At 65.7% G+C, this 25,528-nt stretch carries 27 protein-coding genes and 1 tRNA gene; 19 read left to right on the forward strand and 9 right to left on the reverse strand.

The features are described from left to right. Positions 1–16: 16 nt before the first annotated feature. The 3 genes from ACSVDO_RS09795 to ACSVDO_RS09805 form a co-directional block, all read right to left on the reverse strand. Complete coding sequence (locus ACSVDO_RS09795; protein ID WP_489596176.1) at positions 17–607, reverse strand: peroxidase-related enzyme; 591 nt, start codon at positions 605–607, stop codon at positions 17–19. A 137-nt stretch (positions 608–744) separates the two neighbouring features. Continuing rightward, positions 745–2,190 (reverse strand): catalase, encoded by a 1,446-nt coding sequence (locus ACSVDO_RS09800; protein WP_489596178.1) that lies wholly within the window; start codon positions 2,188–2,190, stop codon positions 745–747. A 125-nt stretch (positions 2,191–2,315) separates the two neighbouring features. Continuing rightward, positions 2,316–2,858: a PAS and helix-turn-helix domain-containing protein gene (locus ACSVDO_RS09805; protein WP_332540265.1), complete on the reverse strand. Its 543-nt coding sequence runs from the start codon at positions 2,856–2,858 to the stop codon at positions 2,316–2,318. An 86-nt stretch (positions 2,859–2,944) separates the two neighbouring features. Between ACSVDO_RS09805 and ACSVDO_RS09810 the strand changes: the two genes are divergently transcribed. The 3 genes from ACSVDO_RS09810 (at position 2,945) to ACSVDO_RS09820 (ending at position 5,801) form a co-directional block, all read left to right on the forward strand. Next, positions 2,945–3,652, forward strand: a complete 708-nt coding sequence (locus tag ACSVDO_RS09810) for a CoA transferase subunit A (RefSeq protein ID WP_332548890.1) — start codon at positions 2,945–2,947, stop codon at positions 3,650–3,652. Positions 3,653–3,654: 2 nt separating this feature from the next. After that, positions 3,655–4,293, forward strand: a complete 639-nt coding sequence (locus ACSVDO_RS09815) for a 3-oxoacid CoA-transferase subunit B (RefSeq protein WP_332537708.1) — start codon at positions 3,655–3,657, stop codon at positions 4,291–4,293. Between the two features lie 98 nt (positions 4,294–4,391). Next, complete coding sequence (locus ACSVDO_RS09820; protein WP_489596181.1) at positions 4,392–5,801, forward strand: HD-GYP domain-containing protein; 1,410 nt, start codon at positions 4,392–4,394, stop codon at positions 5,799–5,801. Positions 5,802–5,817: 16 nt separating this feature from the next. Here the strand turns inward: ACSVDO_RS09820 and ACSVDO_RS09825 are convergent, their stop codons facing one another. Next, positions 5,818–8,019, reverse strand: coding sequence for an AsmA family protein (locus ACSVDO_RS09825; protein WP_489596183.1), 2,202 nt, complete (start codon positions 8,017–8,019; stop codon positions 5,818–5,820). A 246-nt stretch (positions 8,020–8,265) separates the two neighbouring features. Between ACSVDO_RS09825 and ACSVDO_RS09830 the strand changes: the two genes are divergently transcribed. The 15 genes from ACSVDO_RS09830 (at position 8,266) to ACSVDO_RS09900 (ending at position 20,769) form a co-directional block, all read left to right on the forward strand. After that, on the forward strand, positions 8,266–9,180 hold the full coding sequence (locus tag ACSVDO_RS09830) for a pseudouridine synthase (RefSeq protein WP_332537705.1): 915 nt from the start codon (positions 8,266–8,268) through the stop codon (positions 9,178–9,180). 173 nt (positions 9,181–9,353) lie between these two features. Further along, positions 9,354–9,626, forward strand: a complete 273-nt coding sequence (locus tag ACSVDO_RS09835) for a hypothetical protein (protein WP_489596184.1) — start codon at positions 9,354–9,356, stop codon at positions 9,624–9,626. Positions 9,627–9,819: 193 nt separating this feature from the next. Continuing rightward, positions 9,820–10,407, forward strand: a complete 588-nt coding sequence (locus tag ACSVDO_RS09840) for an A24 family peptidase (RefSeq protein ID WP_489596186.1) — start codon at positions 9,820–9,822, stop codon at positions 10,405–10,407. Positions 10,408–10,436: 29 nt separating this feature from the next. Continuing rightward, on the forward strand, positions 10,437–11,300 hold the full coding sequence (gene cpaB / locus ACSVDO_RS09845; protein WP_332683299.1) for a Flp pilus assembly protein CpaB: 864 nt from the start codon (positions 10,437–10,439) through the stop codon (positions 11,298–11,300). Positions 11,301–11,367: 67 nt separating this feature from the next. Continuing rightward, on the forward strand, positions 11,368–12,924 hold the full coding sequence (locus ACSVDO_RS09850) for a type II and III secretion system protein family protein (protein WP_489596188.1): 1,557 nt from the start codon (positions 11,368–11,370) through the stop codon (positions 12,922–12,924). 13 nt (positions 12,925–12,937) lie between these two features. Next, positions 12,938–13,252 (forward strand): hypothetical protein, encoded by a 315-nt coding sequence (locus tag ACSVDO_RS09855; RefSeq protein ID WP_332537701.1) that lies wholly within the window; start codon positions 12,938–12,940, stop codon positions 13,250–13,252. Between the two features lie 146 nt (positions 13,253–13,398). Further along, the gene (locus ACSVDO_RS09860; RefSeq protein WP_332537700.1) at positions 13,399–13,608 is read left to right on the forward strand and encodes a Flp family type IVb pilin; all 210 of its coding nucleotides are present in this window, start codon (positions 13,399–13,401) and stop codon (positions 13,606–13,608) included. 92 nt (positions 13,609–13,700) lie between these two features. Further along, a complete protein-coding gene (locus tag ACSVDO_RS09865; RefSeq protein WP_489596191.1) occupies positions 13,701–14,945 on the forward strand; it encodes a pilus assembly protein TadG-related protein in 1,245 nt (414 codons plus the stop codon). A gap of 4 nt (positions 14,946–14,949) precedes the next feature. Then, the gene (locus ACSVDO_RS09870) at positions 14,950–15,387 is read left to right on the forward strand and encodes a TadE/TadG family type IV pilus assembly protein (RefSeq protein WP_332548885.1); all 438 of its coding nucleotides are present in this window, start codon (positions 14,950–14,952) and stop codon (positions 15,385–15,387) included. Then, positions 15,384–15,827 (forward strand): TadE family protein, encoded by a 444-nt coding sequence (locus tag ACSVDO_RS09875; RefSeq protein WP_332537697.1) that lies wholly within the window; start codon positions 15,384–15,386, stop codon positions 15,825–15,827. The genes ACSVDO_RS09870 and ACSVDO_RS09875 overlap by 4 nt, the downstream gene beginning before the upstream one ends. A gap of 16 nt (positions 15,828–15,843) precedes the next feature. Continuing rightward, positions 15,844–17,004 (forward strand): CpaE/TadZ family protein, encoded by a 1,161-nt coding sequence (locus tag ACSVDO_RS09880; protein ID WP_489596193.1) that lies wholly within the window; start codon positions 15,844–15,846, stop codon positions 17,002–17,004. Positions 17,005–17,033: 29 nt separating this feature from the next. Continuing rightward, positions 17,034–18,446: a TadA family conjugal transfer-associated ATPase gene (locus ACSVDO_RS09885; protein ID WP_489596195.1), complete on the forward strand. Its 1,413-nt coding sequence runs from the start codon at positions 17,034–17,036 to the stop codon at positions 18,444–18,446. A 14-nt stretch (positions 18,447–18,460) separates the two neighbouring features. Beyond that, positions 18,461–19,450: a type II secretion system F family protein gene (locus tag ACSVDO_RS09890; RefSeq protein ID WP_489596196.1), complete on the forward strand. Its 990-nt coding sequence runs from the start codon at positions 18,461–18,463 to the stop codon at positions 19,448–19,450. Positions 19,451–19,478: 28 nt separating this feature from the next. Beyond that, positions 19,479–20,390, forward strand: a complete 912-nt coding sequence (locus ACSVDO_RS09895; RefSeq protein WP_489596198.1) for a type II secretion system F family protein — start codon at positions 19,479–19,481, stop codon at positions 20,388–20,390. Between the two features lie 94 nt (positions 20,391–20,484). Further along, positions 20,485–20,769, forward strand: a complete 285-nt coding sequence (locus tag ACSVDO_RS09900; protein ID WP_332537692.1) for a PsiF family protein — start codon at positions 20,485–20,487, stop codon at positions 20,767–20,769. A 50-nt stretch (positions 20,770–20,819) separates the two neighbouring features. On the opposite strand, the gene ACSVDO_RS09905 is transcribed toward ACSVDO_RS09900, so the two are convergent. The 4 genes from ACSVDO_RS09905 to ACSVDO_RS09920 form a co-directional block, all read right to left on the reverse strand. Next, positions 20,820–21,854 (reverse strand): DNA/RNA non-specific endonuclease, encoded by a 1,035-nt coding sequence (locus ACSVDO_RS09905; RefSeq protein WP_489596200.1) that lies wholly within the window; start codon positions 21,852–21,854, stop codon positions 20,820–20,822. An 83-nt stretch (positions 21,855–21,937) separates the two neighbouring features. Further along, a complete protein-coding gene (locus ACSVDO_RS09910; protein ID WP_489596202.1) occupies positions 21,938–23,218 on the reverse strand; it encodes an FCSD flavin-binding domain-containing protein in 1,281 nt (426 codons plus the stop codon). Then, positions 23,218–23,544 (reverse strand): c-type cytochrome, encoded by a 327-nt coding sequence (locus tag ACSVDO_RS09915; RefSeq protein WP_332537689.1) that lies wholly within the window; start codon positions 23,542–23,544, stop codon positions 23,218–23,220. The genes ACSVDO_RS09910 and ACSVDO_RS09915 overlap by 1 nt, the downstream gene beginning before the upstream one ends. A 111-nt stretch (positions 23,545–23,655) precedes the next feature. Further along, a complete protein-coding gene (locus ACSVDO_RS09920; RefSeq protein WP_332537688.1) occupies positions 23,656–24,495 on the reverse strand; it encodes an alpha/beta fold hydrolase in 840 nt (279 codons plus the stop codon). A 270-nt stretch (positions 24,496–24,765) separates the two neighbouring features. Between ACSVDO_RS09920 and ACSVDO_RS09925 the strand changes: the two genes are divergently transcribed. Then, positions 24,766–25,308 (forward strand): hypothetical protein, encoded by a 543-nt coding sequence (locus ACSVDO_RS09925; protein ID WP_332537687.1) that lies wholly within the window; start codon positions 24,766–24,768, stop codon positions 25,306–25,308. A 79-nt stretch (positions 25,309–25,387) separates the two neighbouring features. Here ACSVDO_RS09925 and ACSVDO_RS09930 read toward each other — a convergent pair. Beyond that, positions 25,388–25,461: transfer RNA gene (locus ACSVDO_RS09930), tRNA-Gly, on the reverse strand. Between the last annotated feature and the right edge of the window lie 67 nt (positions 25,462–25,528).

Below are 25,528 nucleotides of genomic sequence, written 5' to 3' on the forward strand. Positions count from 1 at the left end.
CGCCGGCGCCGGGCGATCAGGTGCGCGCCGCGGGCTTGTCCTTGGGAACGCGGCCCATCAGGTAGAACTCGGCGTTGGGCTGCATGCCCGCAAAGCTCGCCATGCGGTTCGACAGCCCGAAGAACGCGGTGATCGCCGCGATGTCCCAGAGGTCTTCGTCATCGAAGCCATGGGCGTGCAGCGCCGTGAAGTCGGCGTCGTCGATTTCATGGCTGCGCTCGCTGACTTTCATGGCGAAGTCCAGCATGGCGCGCTGGCGCGGCGTGATCTGCGCCTTGCGGTAGTTGACCGCGAGCTGGTCGGCCAGCAGCGGCTTCTTCTCGTAGATGCGCACGATGGCGCCATGCGCGACCACGCAATACAGGCACTGGTTGGCGGCGCTGGTGACGGTGACTATCATCTCGCGCTCGCCCTTGGTCAGCGAGCCTTCCTCCTTGAGCATCAGCGCGTCGTGGTAGGCAAAGAACGCGCGCCATTCGGCGGGCCGGCGCGCGAACGCGAGGAACACGTTGGGAATGAAGCCGGCCTTTTCCTGGACTTCGAGGATGCGCGCGCGGATATCCTCGGGCAGGGCGTTGAGATCGGGGAAAGGGTAGCGGGTGGACATGGTCAGCGTTCTCCTGAAGATGCCTCAGCATAGTGCGCGGCGCGCCCCTTTGCCATGCGAACAATCCAGCAGAGCGCGACAAAAAAAGCCCCCGCCGGCCTGGACCGACGGGGGCTTGGAGCCACCAGGCTGGACGCTTACTTGCCGGCCTTGAGCGCGGCAATCGCCTTGGCCACGCCCGCGCCATAGGCCGGGTCGGCCTGGGTGCAGTGGGCAATGTGCTTTTGCACGATATGCTCGGACACGCCGTGGATGTTGCGCGCCGTGTTATCGAACAGCCGCTGCTGGGCGTCGGGCGTCAGCAGGCGGAACAGGTCGCCGGGCTGGGTGAAGTAGTCGTTGTCGTCGTCACGGTAGTTCCAGCGCGCGGCCGCGCCATGCAATGCAAGTGGCGGCTCCGTGAAGTCGGGCTGCTCCTGCCATTCTCCCTTGGTGTTGGGCTCGTAGGCAATGGTCGCGCCGTAGTTGCCGTCAACGCGCATTGCGCCGTCGCGGTGGTAGGAGTGCACCGGGCAGCGTGGCGCATTGACCGGAATGCTGTGGTGGTTCACGCCCAGGCGGTAGCGCGCGGCGTCGCCGTAGGCGAACAGCCGCGACTGCAGCATGCGGTCGGGCGAGACGCCTATGCCGGGCACCAGGTTGGCGGGCGTGAACGAGGCCTGCTCGACATCCGCATGGTAGTTGTGCGAGTTGCGGTTGAGCTCGACGATGCCGACTTCGATCAGCGGATAGTCCTTCTTGCTCCAGACCTTGGTCAGGTCGAACGGGTGGAAGCGGTAATGCTCGGCTTCGGCCTCGGGCATGACCTGCACGCACAGCTTCCACTTGGGGAAGTCGCCGCGCTCGATCGCGCCCAGCAGGTCGCGCTGCGAGCTTTCGCGGTCGCCGGCCACCACGGCCGCGGCTTCGGCGTCGGTGTAGTTCTCTATGCCTTGCTGACAGACGAAGTGGAACTTCACGTAGAAGCGCTCGTTTTGCGCGTTGTAGAAGCTGTAGGTGTGCGAGCCGAAGCCATGCATGTTGCGGTAGCCCTTGGGAATGCCGCGGTCGCTCATCACGATGGTGATCTGGTGCAGGGCTTCGGGCAGTCCGGTCCAGAAGTCCCAGTTGTTTTCCGCCGAGCGCATGTTGGTGTACGGATCGCGCTTGACGGCCTTGTTCAGGTCGGGGAACTTGAGCGGGTCGCGGAAGAAGAACACGGGCGTGTTGTTGCCCACCATGTCCCAGTTGCCTTCCTCGGTGTAGAACTTCATGGCGAAGCCGCGGATGTCGCGCTCGGCATCGGCCGCGCCGCGCTCGCCGGCGACGGTGGAAAAGCGCGCGAACATTTCGGTGGTCTTGCCGATCTGCGAAAAGATCTTGGCCTTGGTGAAGCGCGTGATGTCGCCGGTGACGGTGAACGTGCCGAACGCCCCCGAACCCTTGGCATGCATGCGGCGCTCGGGAATCACTTCGCGGTTGAAGTGGGCGAGCTTCTCGAGGTGCCAGATATCCTGCAGCAGCATCGGTCCGCGCGGACCCGCGGTCATCGAGTCCTGGTTGTTGGCTACGGGAGCGCCGGCGACTGTCGTGAGTTTGTTCATGCGTGGCCTTTCGTTATGAAGATAAAGCAATCGGTGTGGTTCATTATTGAGGTGAATCAGTCATTTGACGTGGCTTGCGCGATTGCAAGTTTGGAACTCCGTCATAGGATTTTTTATGACACCAACTAGCCGAGAGCGAGTTTTCGCACCAGGTCGGCGGCCGTCGCCGCGCCGTATTTGCGCATCAGGCGCGCGCGGTAGATTTCCACCGTGCGGTGGCTGATGCCCAGCGCCTTGCCCATCTCCTTGGAAGTCAGGCCTTCGAGCAGCCGCGCCGCGACTTCGCGCTCGCGGCCGGTGAGCCCGGCCTTGACGGGGCGCTGCGCGCTCAGGTCCTCGAAGCTCCAGACGCCGGCCGCATGCGGGTTGCCGCGCTCTAGCGTGCGGCCCGAGACATGGCACCAGAAAGTCTCGCCCGTCGCGCGCTGCATGATGCGGCTGTCGGAATACAAGCCCGTGGCGCTCATGATGGGCGCAATGCGCTCGCCCAGGCGTTCATACTCTTCCACCGATGGATACAGCACCTGAAAAGACTGGCCGATCAGCAGTTCGCGCGAAGCGCCGAACATCGTGCACAGTTGCTGGTTGCAGTCCATCATGATGCGGTTGCGGGAAATGACCAGGCCCACGGGCGCCATGTCGAAAGCCAGGCGGTAATCTTCAGTCATGACCTGTTCCTAGTGCTAGTCTTTACGGAAAACTACGTAGTTGTCTACGTAGTATGCTAGCCCAAACCCCTTACCAGGAGACAAGAGTGAAAAAGCTTTACCCTTCAGCGGAACAGGCCTTGCAAGGCGTGGTCGCGGACGGCCAGACGCTGGCCGTCGGCGGCTTCGGCCTGTGCGGCATTCCCGAGGCACTGATCGATGCCTTGCGCGACAGCGCGGTGCGCAACCTCACCGTGATCTCCAACAACGCGGGCGTGGACGGTTTTGGCCTGGGCAAGCTGCTCGAGACGCGCCAGATCAAGAAGATGATCTCATCCTATGTGGGCGAGAACAAGGAGTTCGAGCGCCAGTATCTCGCGGGCGAGCTCGAGCTGGAGTTCACGCCCCAGGGCACGCTGGCCGAGAAGCTGCGCGCGGGCGGCGCGGGCATTCCTGCGTTCTTCACCAAGACCGGCGTGGGCACGCTGGTCGCCGAAGGCAAGGAATTGCGCGATTTCGACGGCGAAACCTATGTGATGGAGCGTTCGCTGGTGCCCGACGTGTCGCTGGTCAAGGCCCACCGCGCCGACAAGAGCGGCAACCTGCAGTTCCGCCTGACGGCGCGCAACTTCAATCCCGCGGCCGCGACGGCCGGCAAGATCTGCATCGTCGAAGTCGAGGAAGTCGTCGAGATCGGCGAGATCGCGCCCGACGACATCCACCTGCCGGGCATCTACGTGCACCGCATCGTGCACAACCCGAATCCCGAAAAGCGCATCGAGAAGCGCACCATCACCGCAAAGCAAGGAGCCTGACCATGGCGTGGACCCAAGACCAGATGGCCGCGCGCGCGGCGCAGGAACTCGAAGACGGCTTCTACGTCAACCTAGGCATTGGCATTCCGACGCTGGTGGCCAACCACACGGGCGACAAGGAAGTCTGGCTGCAGTCGGAGAACGGCATGCTGGGCATTGGCGCGTTTCCGACCGAAGACAAGGTCGACGCCGACCTGATCAACGCCGGCAAGCAGACGGTCACCACCATTCCCGGCTCGGCGATCTTCGGCAGCGACCAGTCGTTCGCGATGATCCGCGGCGGCAAGATCAACCTGTCCATTCTCGGCGCAATGCAGGTCAGCGAGAAGGGGGACCTGGCCAACTGGATGATTCCGGGCAAGATGGTCAAGGGCATGGGCGGCGCGATGGACCTCGTGGCCGGCGTCAAGCGCGTGATCGTGCTGATGGAGCATGTCGCCAAGAAAAAGGATGGCACGACCGACCTCAAGATCCTGCCGCAGTGCACCTTGCCGCTGACCGGCGTGGCCGTGGTCGACCGCATCATCACCGACCTGGGCGTGTTCGATGTGACGCCCGAAGGCCTCAAGGTGGTCGAGCTGGCCGAAGGCGTGGCGTTCGAGGAAGTCCAGGCCCAGACCGGCGTGACGCTGCTGCGCTGATGCTTTCCTGGCTGCATTGACATACGGCCCGCAAGGGCCGTTTTCCATGGGCGATGCATTGGCTTACATTTAGGGTCTGTCTCAATACCATCCAACGAATGTCAACAAGTGCTCTCTCAGATCCGGATGCGGTTCCGGACGATCTGCGCGACAGCGTGCATTTCCTGCGGGCGATCACGGAACTGGCCGAAAACGATAACGTCATCACGCACAGCGCGATCTTCACCGACAAGGGCATCAAGCTGGTCGAAAGCGGTGCGCGCATCGACAGCCGCCTCTATGACCGGCTGGTGCAGGCGCCGCTGCGTGAAGCGATAGACCACCATCTGATGGTCGACAACATGGTCTGCATACAGTCCATCGAAGCCGAAGTCATGGTGCAGTGCGAAACCGTGGGCCTGGTGCGCAGCCTGGTCGCCGCACTCGGCGGCGTCGACCGCCTGCTCACGCCGCTGCGCTTCATGCCCCTGCCAAGGCCCATTGCGTTCAAGCTCACGCTGATGCGCGAGCAGCGCCCCGAACTCTATGCCCACAGCCTGCAGATGATGCTGGTGGCGCTGTACCTGGCCGTCAAGGCGGGCTGGACCGAACGCGAATGCGTTCCGCTGGCCGCGGCCGGGCTGCTGCATGACATCGGCATGCTCTACATGCCGCCGGGCTGGACCGACCCCGAGCACAAGCTGACACCCGAGGAACGCAAGCAGTTGGTGGCGCACTCGGTCACCGCGATGTGGGTGCTGCGCGAGCAGCGCGTCTACCCGCTGTCGGTGCAGGTCGCGGTGCTCGAGCACCATGAGTGCATGGATGGCAGCGGCTATCCGCGCGGCCTGCAGGGCGAGCAGATTTCGGCGATGGGCCAGATGCTGATACTGGCCGAAGTGGTTTCCGCCTTCCACGAAAAGTATGCCGACATGGCGGCTTCGCGCCTGTCCTTGATGCTGCGCATGAACCATCGCCGCTATCCGCCGGACCTGGTGCGCAAGATATTGCCCCTGCTCGCGGGCGAGGTCGACAGCAGTCTGGAGATCGGGCCGCTGCTGCATGAAGTGCAGACCATGACCACGCTGCTGGGCGAAGCCTTTGCGCGCTGGGCCCAGTTGCGCGCGCAGTTGCCGGCGGCGCTGCCGGTATCTTCGCCCTCGCTGACCAAGCCGCCGCCGCGTCCCGTGGACCGCGCCGTGGTCTGGCTCGACGGGCGTCTGAAGGTGCTCGAAAAGGAGCTGGCCCAGGCCGGCTCCCACCCCAAGCAGCTGCCCGATCTGCTGGGCTATCTGAAGGACGATCTGCAAGGCATGGCCGAACTCGCGCTGCTGCACCGCGAAGCCGTGTGGCAGCTCGAAGCGATTGCCAACAACTGCCTGCGGCGCTGGCCGCAACTGCTCGAGGGCGCGACGCCCATGGAGCATGCGCTGGCGCGCTGGTGCCGGGCCGCGGGCCGGCAGGCCAGCCAGGAAGCGGCGCAGGAAGCGGGCGAGCAGCCGCAGGAGGACGCTGCGGCCGACGCTTAGCGCCGGCCGCCGTGCGTCAGCGCGCGCGCGGCTTCTGCTTCGCGCCCTTGCTGCCCGACTGCACGGCAGACCGGCCCTGGGCCAGCAACTGGCTGCAATTGGCGTCGTCCTCGGCACCGGGCACGGTGATGGGCACCAGGGCCAGCGCGACCGGCGCGATCGCGATCGCTGCGGCGGCGGCGCCCGCGCGCAGCAGCAGCGGGCCGGCCTCTGGCCCGACCTTGGGCTTGGAGAAGGGGCCGCGCACATAAAGCGGCGTGCGCAGCGAAAAGAACTTCCATTCGAGCGATTCAGGCTTGATGTGCAGGTCGAGCTGCTCCTGTGCCAGGTCTATGGTGCCCGTGGCCTCGACATTGGCTTCGGGCGTCGCGAGTTTGGCCACGCGCGTCTGTGCCACGCCCTTGCGCACCGCGAAATCGGCGACCGCGCACTGCAGCTTGACTTCCTTGTCGTCGCCGAACAGCTTGGCGACCACGACGGAGCCGACGTTGAGCGCGGCCAGATCCAGCAGCTGGCGGCTCAAGGTGCCGTCGCGCACATAGAGCTTGAACTCGCCCGTGCTGCTTCCCAGCAGCTTGGCGATGGAGTTGCCCTGGGCGCTGAGCGCGACCGCGCCATCCATCTGACCCAGGCTCTTTTCCATCAGCGCGACCTTGGGGAACAGCGCCGAGAGCTTGAGCCCCTGCACCGTGCCCTTGATCTCGCCCTGCAGCGGTTTCTGGTTGCTGTCGAGCACGACCACCGTATCGAACTTGCCCTTGGCGACGCCGAAGCGCAGCGGCTCCAGGCGCAGCACGCCGTCCTGCAGCACGGCGTGGGTGCTCAGCGAATCGATGGGCAGGTTTTCCGAACCCACGACATGCTTGCCGTCGAACTTGATGTCGAGATCCATCGCATTCCAGCGACCGATGTTGAACGGGTTGTCGGGCAGGATGCGCCCCCCCGTGGCCCGGGCCTTGCGCGCCTTGGCTTCGGAGGTGCCGAGCACGGGCACCAGGTCGGCCAGGCGCAGCTGCTCGGAGCGCATGTCGCCGACGAGCTTGGCGCGCGGCTTGCCCGAGGTGTAGGTGAGGTTGCCTTTGAGATCGCTGCGTCCGACCTTGCCGCGGAAGTCTTCATACTTCCAGACCGCTTTTCCCGGCTCCAGGCTGCCGGTCAGATGGCCGCGGGTGTCGAAGGTCGGCGTATTGGGCAGCACCAGTCCCGTGAGCGGGTAGAGGTCGGCCATGCTGAAGCCTTCGAGCGTGACGTCGAAGTCCAGGCCCGAGAGCGCCACCGGGTTGGCCAGAATGCCTTCGGCCGTGGCGGCGATGCTGCCGGCACGCGCCGAGAACTGCAGCGGATAGTCCACCTTCCTCTCGCGCAGGCTCAGCACGGGGCCGGCCTTGCCCTGGCCCGTGACCTGGGCCTTGCCATAGCGGCCAGTGAGCACGAAGCCCAGGCCATAGGGGCTGTCTGCGGGCGCATCGTCGAGGGTTGCCAGGCGCGCGCGCACCGACAGGTCGATCGCGCCATCGAGATAGCCCAGCCAGCCCTGCTTGATCTGCAGCTCGCCCACGTCGAACTGCCAGGGCCGGGCGCTGGGTTCGGGGCGTTCGAACTTCCAGTTGTTGCTGCCGTCCTTGCGCCGAGCCAGCACGATGTCGGGTTCATCGAGCACCAGGGTGTCGATCTGCAGCTGGCGCGCGAGCAGCGGCCACAGGCGCAGCGAGGCGCTGGCGCGCGCCACGCTGGCCATGGTCGCGGCGTCGCGTGCTGCGGGCGCAGCGGTGTCGGCCACCGGCTGCGACGCAGCGGGCTTGGCATCGCCCTGACCGGCTTTTCCTTGCGCTGGCACCGCGATCGCCTTGCGCGCCGGCAGGATAGGCAGGCCCGTGACTGCGCGCTGCGGTGCTTCTGGGGTGCTGAAATCCACCGGATTGCCCAGCGTCAACTGCTCTGCGTGCAACGTGACGCCAGGGATCCAGTGGCGCCAGCCGGTATCGAGCGGTTGCGGCCACTGCCATTGGGCCGACAGCGGCCCGGCGATGGTGAAACTGCGGCCCGTGGCTTCGCTGACTTTCTGTTCCACCCAGGGCTTGTAGCGGTTCAGATCGGCATAGATGATGAACAGGACGGCGGCGACCAGCAAGGCCAGCAGCAGTGCGAAGAGGGCGCCGATCCAGCGCAAGGCGCGATAGCGTCGTACGGGGGGCTTGGTGTCTGGGTTTGGGGTCATGCGCAGCAAAGGGGAATCCGTCGAAATAGCGCAGGTTCGCGCGGGCAACCGTCCTCGGTTGCAGGATGAATGCATCCTAGCCCTGCAGTCGGCCGCATCCAAGCGCGGGGCAGACGCTCGCGCCATTGGCTTACAGCGCAATGCCCTCTGAAGGTCCGTTGCGCGCGCGCTGCGCTGCCTGCGCCACGCTTTTGTCGCCCCAGGGGCGGCAGCGGCGCGCCAAACAGGCCCTAAAATCACGCCGCCATGCACAACCCGCACGATCCCAAAGTTCTGCCCCTGCGCGATGGCGTCAGCCCCAGTTGCATCGTGCTGCCCCACCAGGTCGAAGGCCTGGTGCTCGATTTCCTGGCACGGCGCCTGCCCGTGGTAGCGCGCGCCGATTGGCGCGCGCGCATGGAGGCCGGCGATGTGGTCGATGAGCATGCACAACGCGTGCTGCCCGACCGCGCAATGGCCGGCGGGCTGCGCGTGTACTACTACCGCACGCTGGAAAACGAAGCGCCCATCCCGTTCCAGGCCAGTGTGCTGCTGCGCGACGCGCACCTTCTTGTCGCCGACAAGCCCCATTTCCTGCCCGTGGTGCCCGCGGGGCGCTATCTGCAGCAAAGCCTGCTGGTGCGCCTCAAGCGCGAGTTCGACCTGCCGGACCTGTCGCCCATCCATCGCATAGACCGCGAAACCGCGGGCCTGGTGCTGTTTTCGGTGCAGCGCGCCACACGCGGCCTCTACCAGGGACTGTTTCGCGAGCGCGCGATCGAAAAGACCTACGAAGCCGTCGCGCCCTGGCGCGCGCAGCTGGCGTTTCCGCGCGAACATGCCAGCCGCATGGAGGAAAGCGGTCACTTCTTTCGCATGCACCAGGTGCCGGGCGAGCCCAACAGCTTCACGCGCATCGAGGTGCTGGAGCAAGCGGGCGACTGGGCGCGCTACCGGCTCACGCCCGTGAGCGGCAAGCGCCATCAGCTGCGCGTGCACATGGCGGCCCTGGGCCTGCCGCTGGTCGGTGACACGCTGTACCCCGAAGTCAACGACGCGCCGGAAGGCGATTTTTCGCGCCCGCTGCAGCTGCTCGCGCGCTCGCTGGCCTTCGTCGATCCGCTCACGGGCGAGCACCGCAGGTTCGAAAGCCAGCGCAGTCTGGCAGACCTGCCGAGTTGAAACGCCGGCCGCGCAGCGCAGCGCGGCCCATGCGCCAGCACATCCATCGGCCCGGCTTCGAAGCGCCGGAGGCAGGGGCGCGAGCGAGCGCGCCGCGACGGCCATGCGCAGGGTGTCGCAGCCCGATAGTTCATTGCTAACACCATAGCTATTGCACAGGCTAAGCCAATCATTTGCTGAAAAATGCAGTCGAAATTGCGCCCGAAAAGGGCTGTTCAAACCCCTTGTTGGCGGCATGGTTAAAGCAAAAATCTGTCACCAGTGCACGGATTTCTGGCCTTGATTCAGCGCGTTTGCGGCATTTATTCCGGCACTGGAAGTCCGCTGAATCAGGAGCAAGCTTTCAAGGCGTGGCGTGGATTTCATCACTTTTTGTGTCGGCGGGTTCTGACAAAAAACGGCCTAAGAAACCATGGCGAGATATCGGCTATTTGCAAGAAGCTTGATTGACAAAGCTAACCAACGGAATAGGATTTTTTCAAAATAAAACAACTTGTAAAGATCGATAGAAAGTTTCTATTTTTCTAAGCAAGGACCGGTGTCCGAACTGCCTGGATGACGGCCCATCGGCGCCTGCGCCCAGCCCTTCACCAGCGACGAAGTACACGCTTGTCAGACCCGATCGAATGGAGGTTGGCCATGGAATTTTCCGAACTCCGCGCCGCAGCCGAGCTGGTGGGCATGCTGTTTGCCGATCCGCGCTCGCTGACCCTTCTGCTGCTGCTGCTCGCGGCCGCCGTCTGTGATCTGCGCAGCCGCCGCATTCCCAACCGGCTGACATTCGGCGGTGCCACCGCAGGCTTGCTGTTCAGCCTGGCCGCACCCCATCACGGCGGTGGCCTGCTGTGGGCCCTGGGCGGTCTGGGCCTGGGGCTGGCGCTGATGCTGCCGCTCTATCTGCTGCGCGCTCTGGGCGGCGGCGACGTCAAGCTGATGGCCATGTCCGGCGCCTTTCTGGGCCCTGAAGGCACCTGGCAGGCCGTGCTCTTTGTCTTTGTCGTGGGCGGAGTGCTGGCCATGGCCTACGCGCTGTGGCATCGCGTGGTGGGCAGGCTGCTGCGCAACACGCTCAAGACGGTGCAGATCCTGTCCATGACCGTTGCCGCGGGAATGCGCCCCGACGCCCGCGCCAGTTCGGCGCAGTCGGTAGGCAGCTTGCCCTACGGCGTCAGCATCGCGCTGGGAACGGCAGCGTTCCTGGTCGCCCGGCAGTTCACCTGGATTTAGCAACCACAACAGCTTCGCAGGGAGTTCCCATGAAAAACGTCAAAGCTCTGGGTCTGTTCGTTCTGGCGGCGCTCGTCAGCCTGGCGGCCGCGGTCTATGCGGCGAACTGGGTGGCACGGCGTGGCAGCGTGGACACCGACCGGGTGGTCGTCGCGGTCACCGATATTCCTCTGGGCAGCAAGCTGGTGCCCACCATGCTCGGCACGGCCGAGTGGCCGCGCGGCTCGATTCCTGAAGGCGCCTTCACGGACATGCAGCGTCTGCAGGACCGCGTGATCAAGGTCGGCGTGCTGCGCGGCGAAGCGCTGCTCGAAGGCAAGCTGGCGCCTGAGGGAACGAAGGGCGGCCTGGCCGCCATCATCGCTCCGGGCAAGCGGGCCATGTCGGTGCGCGTCAACGATGTGGTGGGCGTCGCCGGCTTTGCCCTGCCGGGCAACTATGTGGACGTGCTGGTCAACGCCGAGCAGGACAAGAGCGGTGGGACGCAGCAGCATCAGATCAGCATGACCGTGCTGGAGAACGTGCTGGTGCTGGCCGTGGCGCAGGAAGCGGGCCGCGACGAGACCAAGCCCAAGGTGGTCAGCGCCGTGACGCTGGAACTCAGTCCTGCGGATGCCGAGAAGCTGGATCTGGCGCGCAGTGTCGGCAGCCTGTCGCTGGTGCTGCGCAACCAGGTGGACAAGGACCCGGTCGGCACCGCTGGCATCACCAAGAACCAGCTGTTCGGCACCTCAGAGCCGGCTGCCGTTCCAGTCAGCGCTGCGGTCAAGGTGGCTGCTGCCGTCAAGCCTGCCAAGCCGGTCGCGCCGCGCGCCCGGCCCGCAGCGCAGCTCCCGGCCGCGACCTGCGTCGAAGTGATTCAGGGCGGGGGCAGCACCTTCAACTGCTTCTGATCTTCAAACAACCAACAACCCAGAGAGGCCGGCCGTGCGAAACCACCACCTGTACAGAGCAGCGAGCATGCTGCTTGCCAGCGCCGTTCCGGCCCTGGTCGCCAACGCCCAGCCTGCGGACACGCCGGCAAAGGCTCCCGCCACGGCTGTTACGGCGCCAGTGCCGGCGCGCAGCGCCGTGTCCGCGCGCAATTGCAGCGCCATCCGCATGGAGGAGCCGGCCACGGTGACGCTGGGCAAGTCCGTCGTCATTCCACTGAGCTCGCCCATGGCGCGCATTCTGGTCAGCGGGCACACGCCGGGCAGCGCGCAGGCGGGCGTGCCTGCGGCAGCGGCGGCGGCCGCCGCCACCCAGACGGCGGTGCAGGACGGCATAGGCGATATCGAAGTGCAGCTGCTCAGCCCGCGGGATCTGTTCTTTCGCGGCCGCAAGTCGGGCGGCATGAACGTCATCCTGCAGAACGCCCAGGGCATCTGTTTCGTCAAGGACGTGGTCGTGACCATCGATCCCGGCCCGCTGCAGGCCAAACTCGCCGAGCTCATGCCCGAAGAGCGCGGCATCCGCGTGCAGGGCGCGGACAACGCGCTGGTGCTCAGCGGCGAGATCAGCAATCCGCTGCGCCTGGACGACGTGCTCATGCTGGCCGGCGCCTACAGCGACAGCAAGCGCATCGTCAACCTGCTGCGCACCACCTCGCCCCACCAGGTGATGCTGGAGGTGAAGATCGCCGAGATCAGCAAGACGCTGCTCGACAAGCTGGGCGCAGGCTTCAACGGCCAGCGCATCGCCAGCGGCGGCATGAACAGCTACTCCATCATTTCCAATTTTCTCAGCGGAGGGGGCGGGCTGTTGAGCGCGCTGCGCATAGGAAGGGGCGCATTCACCATCGACGGGCAGAAGGACGATGGCCTGGTGCGCATCCTGGCCGAGCCCAACATCATGGCCATCAGCGGCCAGCAGGCGAGCTTTCTTTCGGGCGGCAAGATCTTCATTCCCGTGGCCCAGTCCAACACCAATGGCGTGCCGGTGATGACGCTGGAGGAAAAGGAGTTCGGCATAGGCGTCAAGTTCACGCCCACCGTGCTGGGAAATGCGCGCGTCAATCTGAAGCTGGTGTCCGAAGTGTCCGACCTGTCGCAGACCGGCTCGCCCTTCACGTCGATCAACGGCGTGACCTCGGTCATTCCCTCGTTCTCGGTGCGCCGCGCCGACACCACGGTGCAGCTCAATGACGGGCAAAGCCTGGTGATCGCCGGTCTCATCAAGAACAACATCACCGAAGCCATCAAGCGCTTCCCGGGGCTGGGCGAAATCCCGGTGCTGGGCGCGCTGGCGCGCAGCACCGAGTTCCAGACCGACCAGACCGAGCTGATGTTCGTCATCACGCCGCGCCTGGTGCAGGCACTGGCCGAAGCGCCGCGTCTGCCCACGGACAACCATGCGACGCCTTCGCGCACCGAGGTCTACCTCAACGGCGCGCTGGAAAGCGCGACACCTGCGGCGGCGCCGCCGGCGCCCGCAATGCCGGGCTCGACCACGCCGCGCCCCGAACTGTCGCCCACGCCGCTGCAGCCTCTGGCACCCCCTGCCAACCTGCCCGATCCACAGAATCCGCCCTCATGAAAGGAGGTCCGCCATGATCGCTCGCACCCTCTGGCTTCCCCTGGCCGCGACCGCAATGCTGGCCGGCTGCGGCAGCACCACGCCCCATTACGACGCGCGCTTCGGCGACGCCGTGCGCAGCGCCCGCGCACAGATGACCATCCATCCGGACGCGGGCCTGGTTGCGGGCAGCGGCGTTGACGGCGCCACCGGCATGGACGGGCGCACCACGCGCCAGACCATGCAGCGCTACGAGCAAAGCTACAAGACGCCGCCCAAGGCGGTCAATGTCATCAACATCGGCGGCTCGCTGGGAGGCACTTCGTCCGCCGGGGGCGAGACGCAATAGGCCGGGCGACGGTCGCCCGGCGACACGCAATTGATTGAATTGAAAAGGAGTCCAGACCGCATACCGGCCTTGCACGCCACCCACCGGTCCACAGACCGGCGCATTCAGCGCAGTTCCTTTCATTTATCCACTTTAGAGGTGTCACCATGACCAAGTTTGCTCAACAGTTTGGCAATTCCCTGCAGTCCTTTGCAAGCGACGAAGAGGGCGCGCAGGTGATCGAGTACGCCCTGGTGGTGGCCGTGGTTTCGATCGGACTCATCTTGTTGATGAAGTCGTCCATCAGCACCACGCTGTTCACCGATTGGCTCACCAAGGTCAAGGCCTGCCTGACCAACAGCGCTGCCTGTGTGTAGTGGCTTCGCGCGCCAGCAAAAGCCTTTGCGGTCTCCGCGCCGCATCGGCTTTGCGCTGGCACATCGCTGCAACCCTTCAACCACCATGCGCCATGAAAAACCATCCGCACCCACGGTCCAGTCATTGGTCCACGCGCGATGCTGGCGCTGCGGCGCGGCGCCAGCATGGTGCGTTTCTCATCACGTTCGCGCTGTTCATGCTGTTCCTGCTGGGATTCATGGGCGTGGCGCTGGATTTCGGCCGGCTGTTCGTCGTCAAGGGCGAGCTGCAGACGGCCGTGGACAGCTGCGCGCTGGCGGCGGCGCGCGAACTCAACGGCCAGGCTGACGCCATTGCGCGCGCCCAGAGCGCGGGCATGGCGGCCGGCAATGCCAACCGCGTCAACCTGCAGTCCACGGCCTGGAACGGCCAGGGCAAGCTGACGAACGCCGACATTTCCTTTCGCGACCAGGCCTACGCCGTGACCGGCGCGGCCAATCTGGCCCGATATTCCGAATGCCAGTACACCATGGGCGGGCTCAAGCTCTGGCTGCTGCAGGCCATGGGCGCATTCACGGGCGACAGCGCCAACTGGGCCAATGCGGGCACCGTGGCCGCGCGCGCCGTGGCCACCAGAGGCGTGGCGCAAAGCGCCTGCCCGGTTCCGGTGCAGCTCAAGCAAGCCAGGTTCCAGACGCTGGCCAAGGGCGATTGGGTCGTGGTGCTGAGCAAGTCGGGCGACAGCGGCAGCGACTTCGGCTGGGCCAACCTCGACGGCAGCACCAGTGCCACCGAAACCTGGGCCGAAATGGAAGGCAAGTACTGCAGCACCAAGCTCGGCGACACCATAGGCACGGGCGGCGTCAAGGCCTCGGTCTTCGAGTACTGGAACCACCGCTTCGGCATCTACAAGAACAATGCCGCGACCCCGGCCCAGGACCCGAACGCCAGCCGTCCCGACTTCACCGGCTATATTTACAGCGCCACGAACTGGACTGCGGGGCGCAATGCCTATGACGGCAGTTCGGGCGCCACGCCCAATTTCAAGGCGCAGCGCCAGGCCTTTGCGGCCTGCAACCCCAGCTGTCCCGTCAAGGGGCAGGAGGTGGCGCTGGGCGCGGGCGCGCTGCAATCCTATGGCGCCGACCGCCGCCTGGTGCTGCTGCCCGTGGTCTCGGCCAGCGGTGTGGTGGTCGATTTCGCCTGCATGCTGATGCTCCAGCCCATACCCACGCCGGTCAAGGATGACATCCAGCTCGAGTTCCGCGGCAAGGCCAGCGACCTGGACAGCCCCTGCACCACGTCGGGCCTGGCGGGCGGCACGATAGGCCCGCTGGTGCCCACGCTAGTGAGGTGAAACCATGCGCAAACACCATGCACAACGAGGGGCGGCGCTGATCGAGCTGGCGCTGGCCATCCCCTTCATGATCCTGCTGAGCATGATCGTCATCGAGTTCGGCCGCGCGCTGTACGAGTACGGCGCGGTCACCAAGTCGGTGCGCGACGCCGCGCGCTATCTGTCGAACCAGACGCCCAATACCTTGTGCGCGAACGCGCAGAACCTGGTCGTCTACGGCAGCCTGACCACGGGCAGCACGCCGCTGGCGCCCGGCCTCAATACCGGCGCGGTCAGCTGCAGCTGGCAGACCGCGGGAACGTTTCCCTTGATCAACACCGTCACCGTCACCGTGACCGACTACCGCTTCCAATCAATGGCAAGCAGTGTGTTCGGCACGCAGTTGACCGATGGCGGCATTACTTTCGGCGCTATCTCCGCCACCATGAGGACGCAGTCATGAAACGCCTCACACAGCGTGGCGGCACGCTCATCGAGTTTGCGCTGGGCTTGCTCATCTTCCTGATGTTCCTGCTGGGCGTGGTCGACTTCAGCCGCATGCTCTATACCTGGGGCGCGGCCAGCGAGGCGACGCGCGCCGGCGCGCGCTTCGCCGTGGTCTGCGACGACCAGGCGCAAAAGGCCCAGGTGCTGGGCTACATGCAGGCGCGGCTGCCCCAGATTTCCGACGTGGACATCGTCTGGGCGCCGAGCGGCTGCACCACGGCCAGCTGCGAGGGGGTGACGGTGAGCATTCCTGCGGGCGGGCTCAAGTTCCAGTGGATTGCGCCCATCGTGGGCTCGGGCCTGCAGGCGGCCATCGACGTGCCGCGGTTCTCCACCTTCCTGCCGCGCGAAGCCATGCGCAAGGACCTCAACAGCGAAACGGCCTGTGCCAACTAACCAGAGTGCGCGCATCATGAAAATCGCCATCATCTCTCCCAACCCCGCGCATCTCCAGGACATGGCGCATGCGCTGCAGACGTACTCGCACCAGGTGTGGACTTTCGAGGGCGGCAAGACGCGCATGCCCGCGATCGCCGAGCAGGAGCGGCCCGATCTGATGATCGTCGACGGCATGTGCTGCGATCCCGGGGACCTGGCGCCGGTGGAGTACGTGACCAGCCACCATCCCCACACGGCGGTGATTCTTCTGTGCGCCCAGCAGACGCCCGAGTTCCTGCTGCAGTCGATGCGCGTGGGCGTGCGCGAAGTGCTGGCTTCACCCGCGCCGGCGCAGGCGCTGGTGGAGGCCGTGCGGCGCATCGCGGCGCGGCTGCAGGACGGCGCGTCCGAACACGCCAAAGGCCGGATCATGGCTTTCGTCTCCTGCAAAGGCGGCAGCGGAGCCACTTTCCTGACAACCAATCTGGGCTGGATGCTGGCGCGCCATCAATCGGTGCTGCTCATGGACCTGAACCTGCAGTTCGGCGATACGCTGGCCTATCTGCACGAAGGTCCGCCCAGCTCGACGCTGGCCGATGTGACGCGCGACATCCATCGCCTCGATGCGTCCTTTCTCACGGCCAGCACGGTCAAGGTCACGCCGCGCCTGCATGTGCTGGCCGCGCCAGAGGACGCGATGCATGCACTGCAGGTCGATCCCTCGGATGTGGATGCCATCTTGCAGCTGGCCGCCGCGCACTACGACTTCGTGCTGCTGGACATGCCGCGCGTGCTCGACCCGCTGGCGCTGCGCGTGCTCGACCGGGCGCAGATGATCGTGCCGGTGCTGCTGCCCGACGTGCCGGCGGTGCGCAACGCGCAAAAGCTGCTGGGCATGTTCCACGACCTGGGCTATTCGGAAAGCCGTCTGCATCCGGTGCTCAACCGGCTGGACCGGCGCAGCGAAATCGGCCTGGCCGAAGTGCGCAAGGCGCTGCGCCTGGACCTGCCATGGCACGGCGTTTCCGACGCGCCGCATGAAGTCCAGGCGGCGATCAATGCGGGCCTGCCGCTGGCGCAGGCGCAGCGCGGCAGCGCCGTGGTGCGCGAGCTCGCGGCCTGGGCCGATGGGCTGTCGCCCCAGGCCCATCAGGAAAGCATAGGGCTGTTGCAGCGGTTGTTTCGCCGTGCCTGACAGCGCCAGTCGAACACAAGGAGAAGGTCATGTCATTACGAGACTTGCTCGCCACCCCCCTGGCCCGCAGCCCCAGGCCTGCGCTGCAGGTGGTCCCCGCGGCCGCCGACAGCGCCCCGGCCGACGGGCCGCCGCCTGCGCCGGCCGTGCCGCTCTACGGTCACTCGGCGCCGTATCTGGCGCTGCGCGGACGCATCCATGCCAAGCTGCTGGAGCGTTTCGACCTGGCCGCGCTCGAGTCGCTGTCGCCCCAGATGCTGCAGCAGGAGATCGCGGCCATGACCGAGCGCCTGCTGGACGAGGATGCGGAGGCGATCAACGACCTCGAAAGAAAGCTGCTGGTGCGCGACATACAGCATGAAATGCTGGGCTTTGGGCCGCTCGAGCTGCTGATGGCCGACCCCGCGGTCTCGGACATCCTGGTCAATCGCCACGACCAGATCTATGTGGAGCGCCACGGCAAGCTGGAGCTCACGCAGGTGGTCTTCACCGACGAAAAGCACTTGCTGCGCATCATCGACAAGATCGTCTCGCGCATAGGCCGGCGCATCGACGAGTCCAGTCCCATGGTCGATGCACGGCTGCCCGACGGCTCGCGCGTGAACGCGGTCATCGCTCCGGTCGCGCTGGACGGCCCGATGATGTCGATACGGCGCTTCGCGCGCACGCCGCTGCGCATGGAAAACCTGGTCGGCGATCTCAAGAGCCTGACGCCGGGCATGGCCCTGGTGCTCGAGGCCCTGGTCAAGGCCAAGGTCAACATGATCATCTCGGGCGGCACGGGCGCAGGCAAGACCACGCTGCTCAACATTCTCTCGGGCGACATTCCCGTCACGGAACGCGTGGTGACGATAGAGGACGCGGCCGAGCTGCAGCTGCAGCAGCCGCATGTGGTGCGCATGGAAACCCGCCCGGCCAACATCGAGGGCCGCGGCGAGATCACCCAGCGCGCGCTGGTGCGCAACGCACTGCGCATGCGCCCGGATCGCATCATCATCGGCGAAGTGCGCGGCGCCGAGGCCGTGGACATGCTGCAGGCCATGAACACCGGGCATGAAGGCTCGTTGACCACGATCCATGCGAACACGCCGCGCGACTCGCTGGCCCGGCTCGAGAACATGGTCGGCATGGCCGGTCTGAACCTGCCGCACCAGGCCGCGCGCCAGCAGATTGCCTCGGCCATCACGGTGGTGGTGCAGGTGCTGCGGCTCACGGACGGCAAGCGCAAGATCACCAGCATCCAGGAAATCACCGGCATGGAGGGCGATGTGGTCACCATGCAGGAGATCTTCGCGTTCATCCAGACCGGCATAGGCCAGGGCGGCGAAGTGCAGGGCTATTTCCATGCGACCGGCGTGAGGCCCAAGTTCGCCGACCGGTTCCCGGGGCTGGGAATCGTGCTGCCCGATTCCGTCTTCGATCCCGAGCGGCACTACCAGTGAACCAGGAGGCTGCCATGTCGTCCTTTCTTTCCTCGCATTCGTTCATGGTGATCAGCGCGCTGGTGTTTGTCGCGGCGCTGCTGCTGCTCGAGGCGCTGCGCCTGCTGTGGAAGCAGTACAAGAGCCCCGAAGCCAAGCGGCTGGAGCGGCGGCTGCGCGCGCTGTCGGCGGCGCATGACCACAGCGCCCCGACCAAGCTGGTGAAGGAGCGCGCGCTCAGCGACATACCGCGGCTGCAGCGCGCGCTGCAGCGCGCGCCGCGCGCTTACCAGCTGGACCGGGTGATCGTGCAATCGGGCCTGGAGTGGACGGTTTCCGGTTTGCTGCTGGGCTGCGCGATACTGTTTGCGTTCGGCGTGCTCGCGGCCGTCATGTTGCGCCAGCCCATGGCGCTGGCCATTCCCCTGGGCGCCGCGCTGGGCCTGCTGCCCTGGCTTTTCCTGCAGCGCAAGCGCCATCAGCGCCTGGCGCTGATGGCGCGCCAGCTGCCCGAAGCGCTGGATCTGATGACGCGCGCCTTGCGCGCCGGCCATGCGTTTTCCTCGGGCCTGCAGATGGCGGGCGACGAACTGGCCGAGCCCATTGCCGGTGAACTGCGCCTGGTGCACGACGAGATCAACTATGGCACTTCGCTGCCCCAGGCCTTGACCAACCTGAGCGAGCGCGTGCCCATCACGGACCTGCGCTACTTCGTCGTGGCGGTGCTTATACAGCGCGAGTCCGGCGGCAACCTCACGGAAATGCTGATCAACCTGAGCCGCCTCATCCGCGAGCGGCTCAAGCTCCACGACAGGGTGCGCGTGCTTTCCGCAGAAGGGCGCATGTCGGCCTGGATTCTGGGGCTGATGCCGTTCGGGCTGGCCGCGATGCTCAATCTGCTGAACCCGGAATTCATGTCGGTGCTGTGGAGCGATCCCATAGGCATCGCGATACTGCAAATACTGGCCGCGTTGATGGTGATCGGGGTGCTGATGCTGCGCCGCATCGTTCGCATCCGGGTCTGAGTTTGGTCCTGAACGCAAGGAGTCCGCCATGCTGATCGTCGCTTTGCTCACTTTCGTCGCGCTCATGCTGGTCGCGGCAGCCATGTTCTCCTGGATGGTGCCCACGGCCACCGAGCAGCGCCTGCAGTCGCTGGCGCCCGCGCCTGCGGACCAGGGGTGGACGCAGACCGTGGTCAAGCTGGTAGGCCCGTTCGCCCACTTCTCATTGCCCACGGGCGGCATGGACGCATCGCCCTTGCGCCTGCGTTTTCTGAACGCCGGAATCCGCCACGAGAGCGCGCCGCTGCTGTATTTCGGCAGCAAGACGCTGCTGCCGCTGCTCGCTGCGCTGGCGGTGTATTCGCTGATGCTGACTTCCAGCGCGCCCGATGGCACCGAGCGCCTGTTCTATCCGCTGGTGGCCGCGCTGGTTGCCTGCTATCTGCCCAATCTTGTGCTGCGCCGCATGGCCGCGCGGCGCCAACGCGAGATCTTCGAGAATTTCCCCGATGCCGCCGATCTGATGCTGGTCTGCGTGGAGGCCGGCATGGGGCTGGACGCAGCGCTGAGCAAGGTGGCCGAGGAAATCCGCATCAAAAGCCAGGCCCTGGCCGACGAGCTGCATTGGACCAACCTCGAAATGCGCGCCGGCAGCAGCCGCGAGAAGACCTTGCACAACCTGGCCGCGCGCACCGGGGTCGAGGAGATCCACTCCTTCGCCGCCATGCTCACGCAGGCCGACCGCTTCGGCACCAGCATAGGCGACTCGCTGCGCGTGTTCTCGGACGATCTGCGCCACAAGCGGCAGATGCGCGCCGAGGAGCTCGCGGCCAAGATTCCCACCAAGATGCTGCTGCCGCTGGTGCTGTGCATCTTTCCGGCCATCGTGATGGTGGTGCTCGGGCCCGCGGTGATAGGCATAGTGCGCACCGTGCTGCCGATGATGGCCGGCAACGGCTGAGCAGCGCTGCGCTGTCGCACAAATTGCCCGAAACGCGCCGACCTGTGGTGCAATGCAGTGGCGCTGGTCGTCAGCGTGTTTTCGGGGCACTTTCATGCAGAAACTCGTCGGAAAAATCCTTGCCATCGCCACCTTGGCCCTGGCGGCCAATGCCAGCTTCGCGCAGGATAAGCAGCCCACGCCGCAGCAAAAACTGATGGGCACCTGCAATACCGAGGCCACGGGCAAGAAGGGCGATGAGCGCAAGGAGTTCATGAAGTCCTGTCTTTCGGACGGCAAGAAGCTGCAGCAGGAGCGCATGAAGCTGTGCAACTCCCAGGCCACGGGCAAGGCCGGCGACGAACGCAAGGCCTTCATGGGCCAGTGCCTGAAGAAATAGGCATTGGCTGGCGTCCGGGTTGCACCGGCTGGAGCGCCTGGGCCGCGGCTTCAGCCGTGCAAAAACCGTATGCCGCTGCGCCGCACCAGCTCGTCGTAGCTGATGGGCGCGCTCAGTCGCGTGCCGGCCGCGTTCTCCTGCCAGTGCGCCCAGCTCTTGCCCGTGCTCGCGTCATAGACCAGCTTGAACAGATGGCTGGGCACCTGCACCTTGCCCGGGCCTATGGTGCGCACAGGCCCCGAGAACACCGGGCCGGTGAACACATAGACATCCCCTTGCGCGCGCTGGGCATAGCGGCGCGTGTCCTGTTCGATCTGGCTCCAGGGCCCGGCATTGTGGGTCTGGTTCTGCGGCACCATGTTCGCCAGGCTGAAGCTCTGCGCCATGGCTTCGGTGCTGGCCATGTTGCCGGCCGGCGCCATATGGCCGCGCGAATAGCCCGAGCCCTGGTAGTCGGCAAGTTCCGCGCGCTCGGCGCGCGGCAGGCGCGCGTCGGCAAAGAACTTGTCGGTGCGCTGCAGGCCCTTGGCCTGGGTGATGGTGGCGCGGTTGAGGCGTTCGGCGACGAACACCGGCGTCTTGTGGCTGCCGCTGTGCAGCACCGCGAAACTGCTGTAGCACAGCTCGCGCAGATCGCCGGCCTGGGGCACGACGGGCGGCAGGCCGCCGGGGAAATGCTGGCGGCATTGCGAAAACTGCGTGGCCGTGGTGCTGCCCTGGCCCGCATGAGGGGCGGGCGCCGGGCTGCTGGTCGTGGTCTGCGGCAGGCCCAGCAGATCGTTGAGCGCGAAGCGCGCCAGTCCGTCGGCCAGGGGCGCGAGCGCGGCCAGCGCCGATGCGGCTGCCGGGCCGACCAGCGACGTGACCGAGGCGAGCAGCGGCGGTCCTATCACCGCCGAAGCCTTGGCCAGCAAGCCGTCGTACCAGCCCATGTGGGGCGTGCAGCCCGAAACCTGATGGCCCACGGCCGCCGACGAAGTCAGTCCGAGCCAGAACCGGCGCATCCGCAGGAGGTCGTTGATCTTGGAAAGCAGTGCACTTTTACGGGTGCGTCTGCGGCTGGCCTTGCGGGAACGCTTCGTCATGTCTGCGGGGATGTTAACCGCCAAACCGCCCCGTTTTTTCCATTCATGCGCGCATATGCGCCCGGGTCGCGAGAATGTTGCTTTCAGTTGCCCCAGGTATCGGCGCTGATCGCCTGGTACCAGGCCGCGCCGTAGCGCGCTTCGGCCACGCGAAAGCCCGCCGGGGCCTCAAGCGGGCTGATTCCGCCCGAGTCAGGCACCTCGATGAGTGTGTCGTTCTGCGCCCGGTAGACCCCTGCCACCGAGATGCCGTGTTCCGGGCCTATCAGGCTGTAGCAGGTGTTGGTGTACCAGGCCTGGGGCGCCTGCTGGCCTTGCAGTTCGGCGCAGATCGCCGCGGCAACCAGCCGGCCCTGGGAGTTCGCGCTGGCGCCCGATTTGGGCATGGGCGCGGCCAGGCTGGCGTCGCCTATCACATGGATGCCGGCCTGCTGGCGCGCGGCGAAATTCTCCGGGTGCACCGGCACCCAGCCGCTGGCGTCGGTCAGGCCCGCGCGCTCGGCGATCCAGCCGGCTTTCTGCGGCGGGATCACATTGAGCACATCGGCGCGGTGCAGCGTCCCCAGCGAAGTCTCGACTTCGCGCCGCAGCGCATCGACGCGCACCACCTCGCCGTCGTCGTCCAGGCTGCGCCAGTCGATCATGTCGCCATACAAGGCTTTCCAGCCCTGCAGAAACAGCGGCTTCTTGGAGAATTCGTTCTTCGCATCGAGCAGCAAAATGCGTGATCTGGGCTTGCGCGCGCGCAGATAGTGCGCCACCAGCGCCGCGCGCTCATAGGGGCCCGGCGGGCAGCGATAGGGCGCGGCGGGAATCACCATCGCGAAGGTTCCGCCATCGGCCATGGCCTGGAGCTGCGCGCGCAGCAGGCGCGTCTGGGCACCGGCTTTCCAGGCATGGGGCGCATGCATGGATGCGGCGGCATCGTAGCCCGCGAGCCGGTCCCAGCGCATGTCGACGCCCGGTGACAGCACCAGCCTGTCCCAGGCGAGGCGCTGGCCGTCGGACAGCGTGACGGTTCTTGCCGCGGCATCCACGTCGACGGCCGCGGCGTGCACGACGCAGATGCCCATGCCGCGCAGCGTTTCGAAGCCGTGTCCCAGGCTTTCCCAGTGGCGCAGTCCCGCGAGATAGTGGCTGGAAAAAGCGCAGGTGTAGTGGCGCGCTGCGGGCTCGATCAAGGTGATGCGCAGCGCGCTGTTGTACAGGCGCAGATGGCGCGCTGCCGTGGCACCCCCAAAGCCGCCGCCGACCACGACCACATGCGCCGCGCCTGCCTGGGCACGCACCAGGGCCGGCATGGCCAGCGCCCCCAGTCCGGTGAGCAGCGCGCGGCGCGAAAGAGGAGAGGGTGGTGGCGTCATTACCGCTCCTGTGCAAACCAGCGTGCCAGGGCCGCGATCTGCGCTTCGTCATAGCCCTTCATCAACCGCGTCATGATGGTGGCATCGGGCGCTGTGCCGTTCCTGAACGCCAGCAACCGCGCGCGCAAACGGCTTTCGGACTGACCGGCAATGCTGGGAATGTCCGTGGACGAGTGGCCGCCCGGCCCATGGCAGCTCACGCAGGTGGCCGCGAGCACGGCCACCGTGGCGGGCGCGATAGCGGCTTCGGCAGCCGGGCCGGCGACAGCCGTGCCCGGCAGCACAGAAAGCAGCAGCGCGCATGGGCGCCAGAGGGAACAAGGCATGGGGAGACCTTTGCAACACAGGATTGCCAGCATGCCTGTGAGGTCTGTGCGTCTGGATAAGCGCAGCGCGCATCGTCTTGCGCGCAGCAGCCGACAGCGCCGTCCCGCCCGCTATCGTCCTTGCAGGAAGTCCAGCAATGCCTGGTTGAACTCCGCCGCATGCGAGAGATTGCAGCCATGCGGGCCGCCCTTGATCAGATGCAGCTTGCTGCCCGCGATCGCGCTGTGCGTGCGCGCGCCGCTGACTTCGAACGGCACGGTCTGGTCGCTGTCGCCATGGATCACCAGCGTGGGAATGTCGAATTTCTTCAGGTCAGCGCGGAAGTCGGTGCGCGAGAACGCGGCGATGCACTCGTGCGTGCCCTGCGGTGACGCGAAGGCGGCAATCGTCTTCGCGTATTCGCGCTGGGCTTCGCTCACGGCCAGTTGCCCGCCCTTGGGCGTGAAGAACTTCTGCGTGAACTCGTCGAGAAATGCGAGCCTGTCGTCGCGCACGCCTTTTTGCTTGGCGGCGATGTCTTCGTCGGAAACCGCGCCTTCCGGGTTGTCGCCCGACTTGAACAGGTAGGGCGGCACCGCGGCCGCGAACACCGCCTTGGCGACGCGCTCGGTGCCGTACTTGGCGACATAGCGCGCGACTTCGCCGCCGCCCATCGAGAAGCCCACCAGCGTCACGCCATGCAGATTCAGGCTGTTGAGCAGGATGTGCAGATCCTGGGCCAGCGTGTCGTAGTCATAGCCGTCCCAGGGCTGGGTCGAATGGCCGAAGCCGCGGCGGTCATAAGTGATCACGCGGTAACCGGCCGCGACCAGCGGCCCGACCTGGGGCTCCCATGTGCGGCCGCTCAGCGGCCAGCCATGGATCAGAACGACAGGCTTTCCCTGGCCGAGATCCTGGTAATGCAGCTGCAGATCCTGGCCGGAAAATTGAGGAAGGTTGACAAAAGGCATGCGAGCTCCCGCTTGGTTTGGATACAAGCCTTGAGCTTCGCAAGCCCGCGGCATGTTGTCTGTCATCCATTGATGACATTGCATCTGCGCGCCACCGCTCCATCGAAACCAGATGTCGGCTCCGTAGGACAGCCACTACAGCCGTACGCCATTTTTGCTGGCAAGGATTGGGCCGATTGACGACATGGTGACCCGTGGGCAATTGGCGACTATCGATGCCTAGCGCAGGAGCACCAGCGCCCATTTCCAATCCATCCATCCGGAGACCCCATGCCCAACATCAAAAAGAATTTCTTCTATGCCGCCACGCTTGGCGCAGCCCTTGCCCTGGCCGCCTGCGGCGGCGGCAATGACGACGACACCGAGCCCAGCGGCGACATCGGCATTCTGCGCATCTCCCAGGCGACCGATGCCAACCTCAACGGCTGGTACGGCACCGGCAATGTGGGCCTGACCGGCGTCGCCGACACCGGCAAGATCGGCCCCAACGAATGCGCGTTCGATTTCGACAACTTCACCAAGATCACCGGCGACCGCACGCTGGCGATGATGGGCGACATCCGCTATGCCTATCCCAACGGCAACGCCGCGCCCGCGCTCAACGGCGACAGCATCAAGATCAAGGACACGACCTACGCCTTCGTCAAGGACGGCAACAACCTGAGCAAGGCCAAGGTCAACCTGACGCTGGGTACGGTGACGTTCGACAATCTGCTGGCCAAGGATTCGGGCACGCAGTCGGTGGAGCTGTCCGGCACCATCAAGCTGCCCGACGAAGCCAACCGCGACAAGGCCTGCAAGAAGCCTAGCTAAGCGACCCGCAGCGCCCAAGGCGCAGCGAGGGGCTGAAATGCGCATTGTGTCCCGAGGGCGCGATGCGCATTTCTGCATGTGGAGCGGGCGACGGGAATCGAACCCGTGCTATTTGCTTGGGAAGCAAAAGTTCTGCCATTGAACTACGCCCGCAATCTGTGGCTGGTTGCAAACGAACTATCCTGTGCCGCCAGGGCTGGATTATCCATCGGGTTTTTCC

It is taken from the genome of Comamonas sp. DB36 (assembly GCF_057914905.1).

What these genes read in the sequence shown, in the direction of transcription:
- ACSVDO_RS09840 (WP_489596186.1), top strand. Translation starts at nt 9,820, where the DNA reads ATGGAATTTTCCGAACTCCGCGCCGCAGCCGAGCTGGTGGGCATGCTG.
- ACSVDO_RS09820 (WP_489596181.1), top strand. Translation starts at nt 4,392, where the DNA reads ATGTCAACAAGTGCTCTCTCAGATCCGGATGCGGTTCCGGACGATCTG.
- ACSVDO_RS09910 (WP_489596202.1), bottom strand. Translation starts at nt 23,218, where the DNA reads ATGACGCCACCACCCTCTCCTCTTTCGCGCCGCGCGCTGCTCACCGGA.
- ACSVDO_RS09890 (WP_489596196.1), top strand. Translation starts at nt 18,461, where the DNA reads ATGTCGTCCTTTCTTTCCTCGCATTCGTTCATGGTGATCAGCGCGCTG.
- ACSVDO_RS09795 (WP_489596176.1), bottom strand. Translation starts at nt 607, where the DNA reads ATGTCCACCCGCTACCCTTTCCCCGATCTCAACGCCCTGCCCGAGGAT.
- ACSVDO_RS09865 (WP_489596191.1), top strand. Translation starts at nt 13,701, where the DNA reads ATGAAAAACCATCCGCACCCACGGTCCAGTCATTGGTCCACGCGCGAT.
- ACSVDO_RS09895 (WP_489596198.1), top strand. Translation starts at nt 19,479, where the DNA reads ATGCTGATCGTCGCTTTGCTCACTTTCGTCGCGCTCATGCTGGTCGCG.
- ACSVDO_RS09915 (WP_332537689.1), bottom strand. Translation starts at nt 23,544, where the DNA reads ATGCCTTGTTCCCTCTGGCGCCCATGCGCGCTGCTGCTTTCTGTGCTG.
- ACSVDO_RS09850 (WP_489596188.1), top strand. Translation starts at nt 11,368, where the DNA reads ATGCTGCTTGCCAGCGCCGTTCCGGCCCTGGTCGCCAACGCCCAGCCT.
- ACSVDO_RS09800 (WP_489596178.1), bottom strand. Translation starts at nt 2,190, where the DNA reads ATGAACAAACTCACGACAGTCGCCGGCGCTCCCGTAGCCAACAACCAG.
- ACSVDO_RS09855 (WP_332537701.1), top strand. Translation starts at nt 12,938, where the DNA reads ATGATCGCTCGCACCCTCTGGCTTCCCCTGGCCGCGACCGCAATGCTG.
- ACSVDO_RS09900 (WP_332537692.1), top strand. Translation starts at nt 20,485, where the DNA reads ATGCAGAAACTCGTCGGAAAAATCCTTGCCATCGCCACCTTGGCCCTG.
- ACSVDO_RS09885 (WP_489596195.1), top strand. Translation starts at nt 17,034, where the DNA reads ATGTCATTACGAGACTTGCTCGCCACCCCCCTGGCCCGCAGCCCCAGG.
- ACSVDO_RS09870 (WP_332548885.1), top strand. Translation starts at nt 14,950, where the DNA reads ATGCGCAAACACCATGCACAACGAGGGGCGGCGCTGATCGAGCTGGCG.
- ACSVDO_RS09875 (WP_332537697.1), top strand. Translation starts at nt 15,384, where the DNA reads ATGAAACGCCTCACACAGCGTGGCGGCACGCTCATCGAGTTTGCGCTG.
- ACSVDO_RS09805 (WP_332540265.1), bottom strand. Translation starts at nt 2,858, where the DNA reads ATGACTGAAGATTACCGCCTGGCTTTCGACATGGCGCCCGTGGGCCTG.
- ACSVDO_RS09920 (WP_332537688.1), bottom strand. Translation starts at nt 24,495, where the DNA reads ATGCCTTTTGTCAACCTTCCTCAATTTTCCGGCCAGGATCTGCAGCTG.
- ACSVDO_RS09825 (WP_489596183.1), bottom strand. Translation starts at nt 8,019, where the DNA reads ATGACCCCAAACCCAGACACCAAGCCCCCCGTACGACGCTATCGCGCC.
- cpaB (WP_332683299.1), top strand. Translation starts at nt 10,437, where the DNA reads ATGAAAAACGTCAAAGCTCTGGGTCTGTTCGTTCTGGCGGCGCTCGTC.
- ACSVDO_RS09860 (WP_332537700.1), top strand. Translation starts at nt 13,399, where the DNA reads ATGACCAAGTTTGCTCAACAGTTTGGCAATTCCCTGCAGTCCTTTGCA.
- ACSVDO_RS09815 (WP_332537708.1), top strand. Translation starts at nt 3,655, where the DNA reads ATGGCGTGGACCCAAGACCAGATGGCCGCGCGCGCGGCGCAGGAACTC.
- ACSVDO_RS09925 (WP_332537687.1), top strand. Translation starts at nt 24,766, where the DNA reads ATGCCCAACATCAAAAAGAATTTCTTCTATGCCGCCACGCTTGGCGCA.
- ACSVDO_RS09880 (WP_489596193.1), top strand. Translation starts at nt 15,844, where the DNA reads ATGAAAATCGCCATCATCTCTCCCAACCCCGCGCATCTCCAGGACATG.
- ACSVDO_RS09905 (WP_489596200.1), bottom strand. Translation starts at nt 21,854, where the DNA reads ATGACGAAGCGTTCCCGCAAGGCCAGCCGCAGACGCACCCGTAAAAGT.
- ACSVDO_RS09830 (WP_332537705.1), top strand. Translation starts at nt 8,266, where the DNA reads ATGCACAACCCGCACGATCCCAAAGTTCTGCCCCTGCGCGATGGCGTC.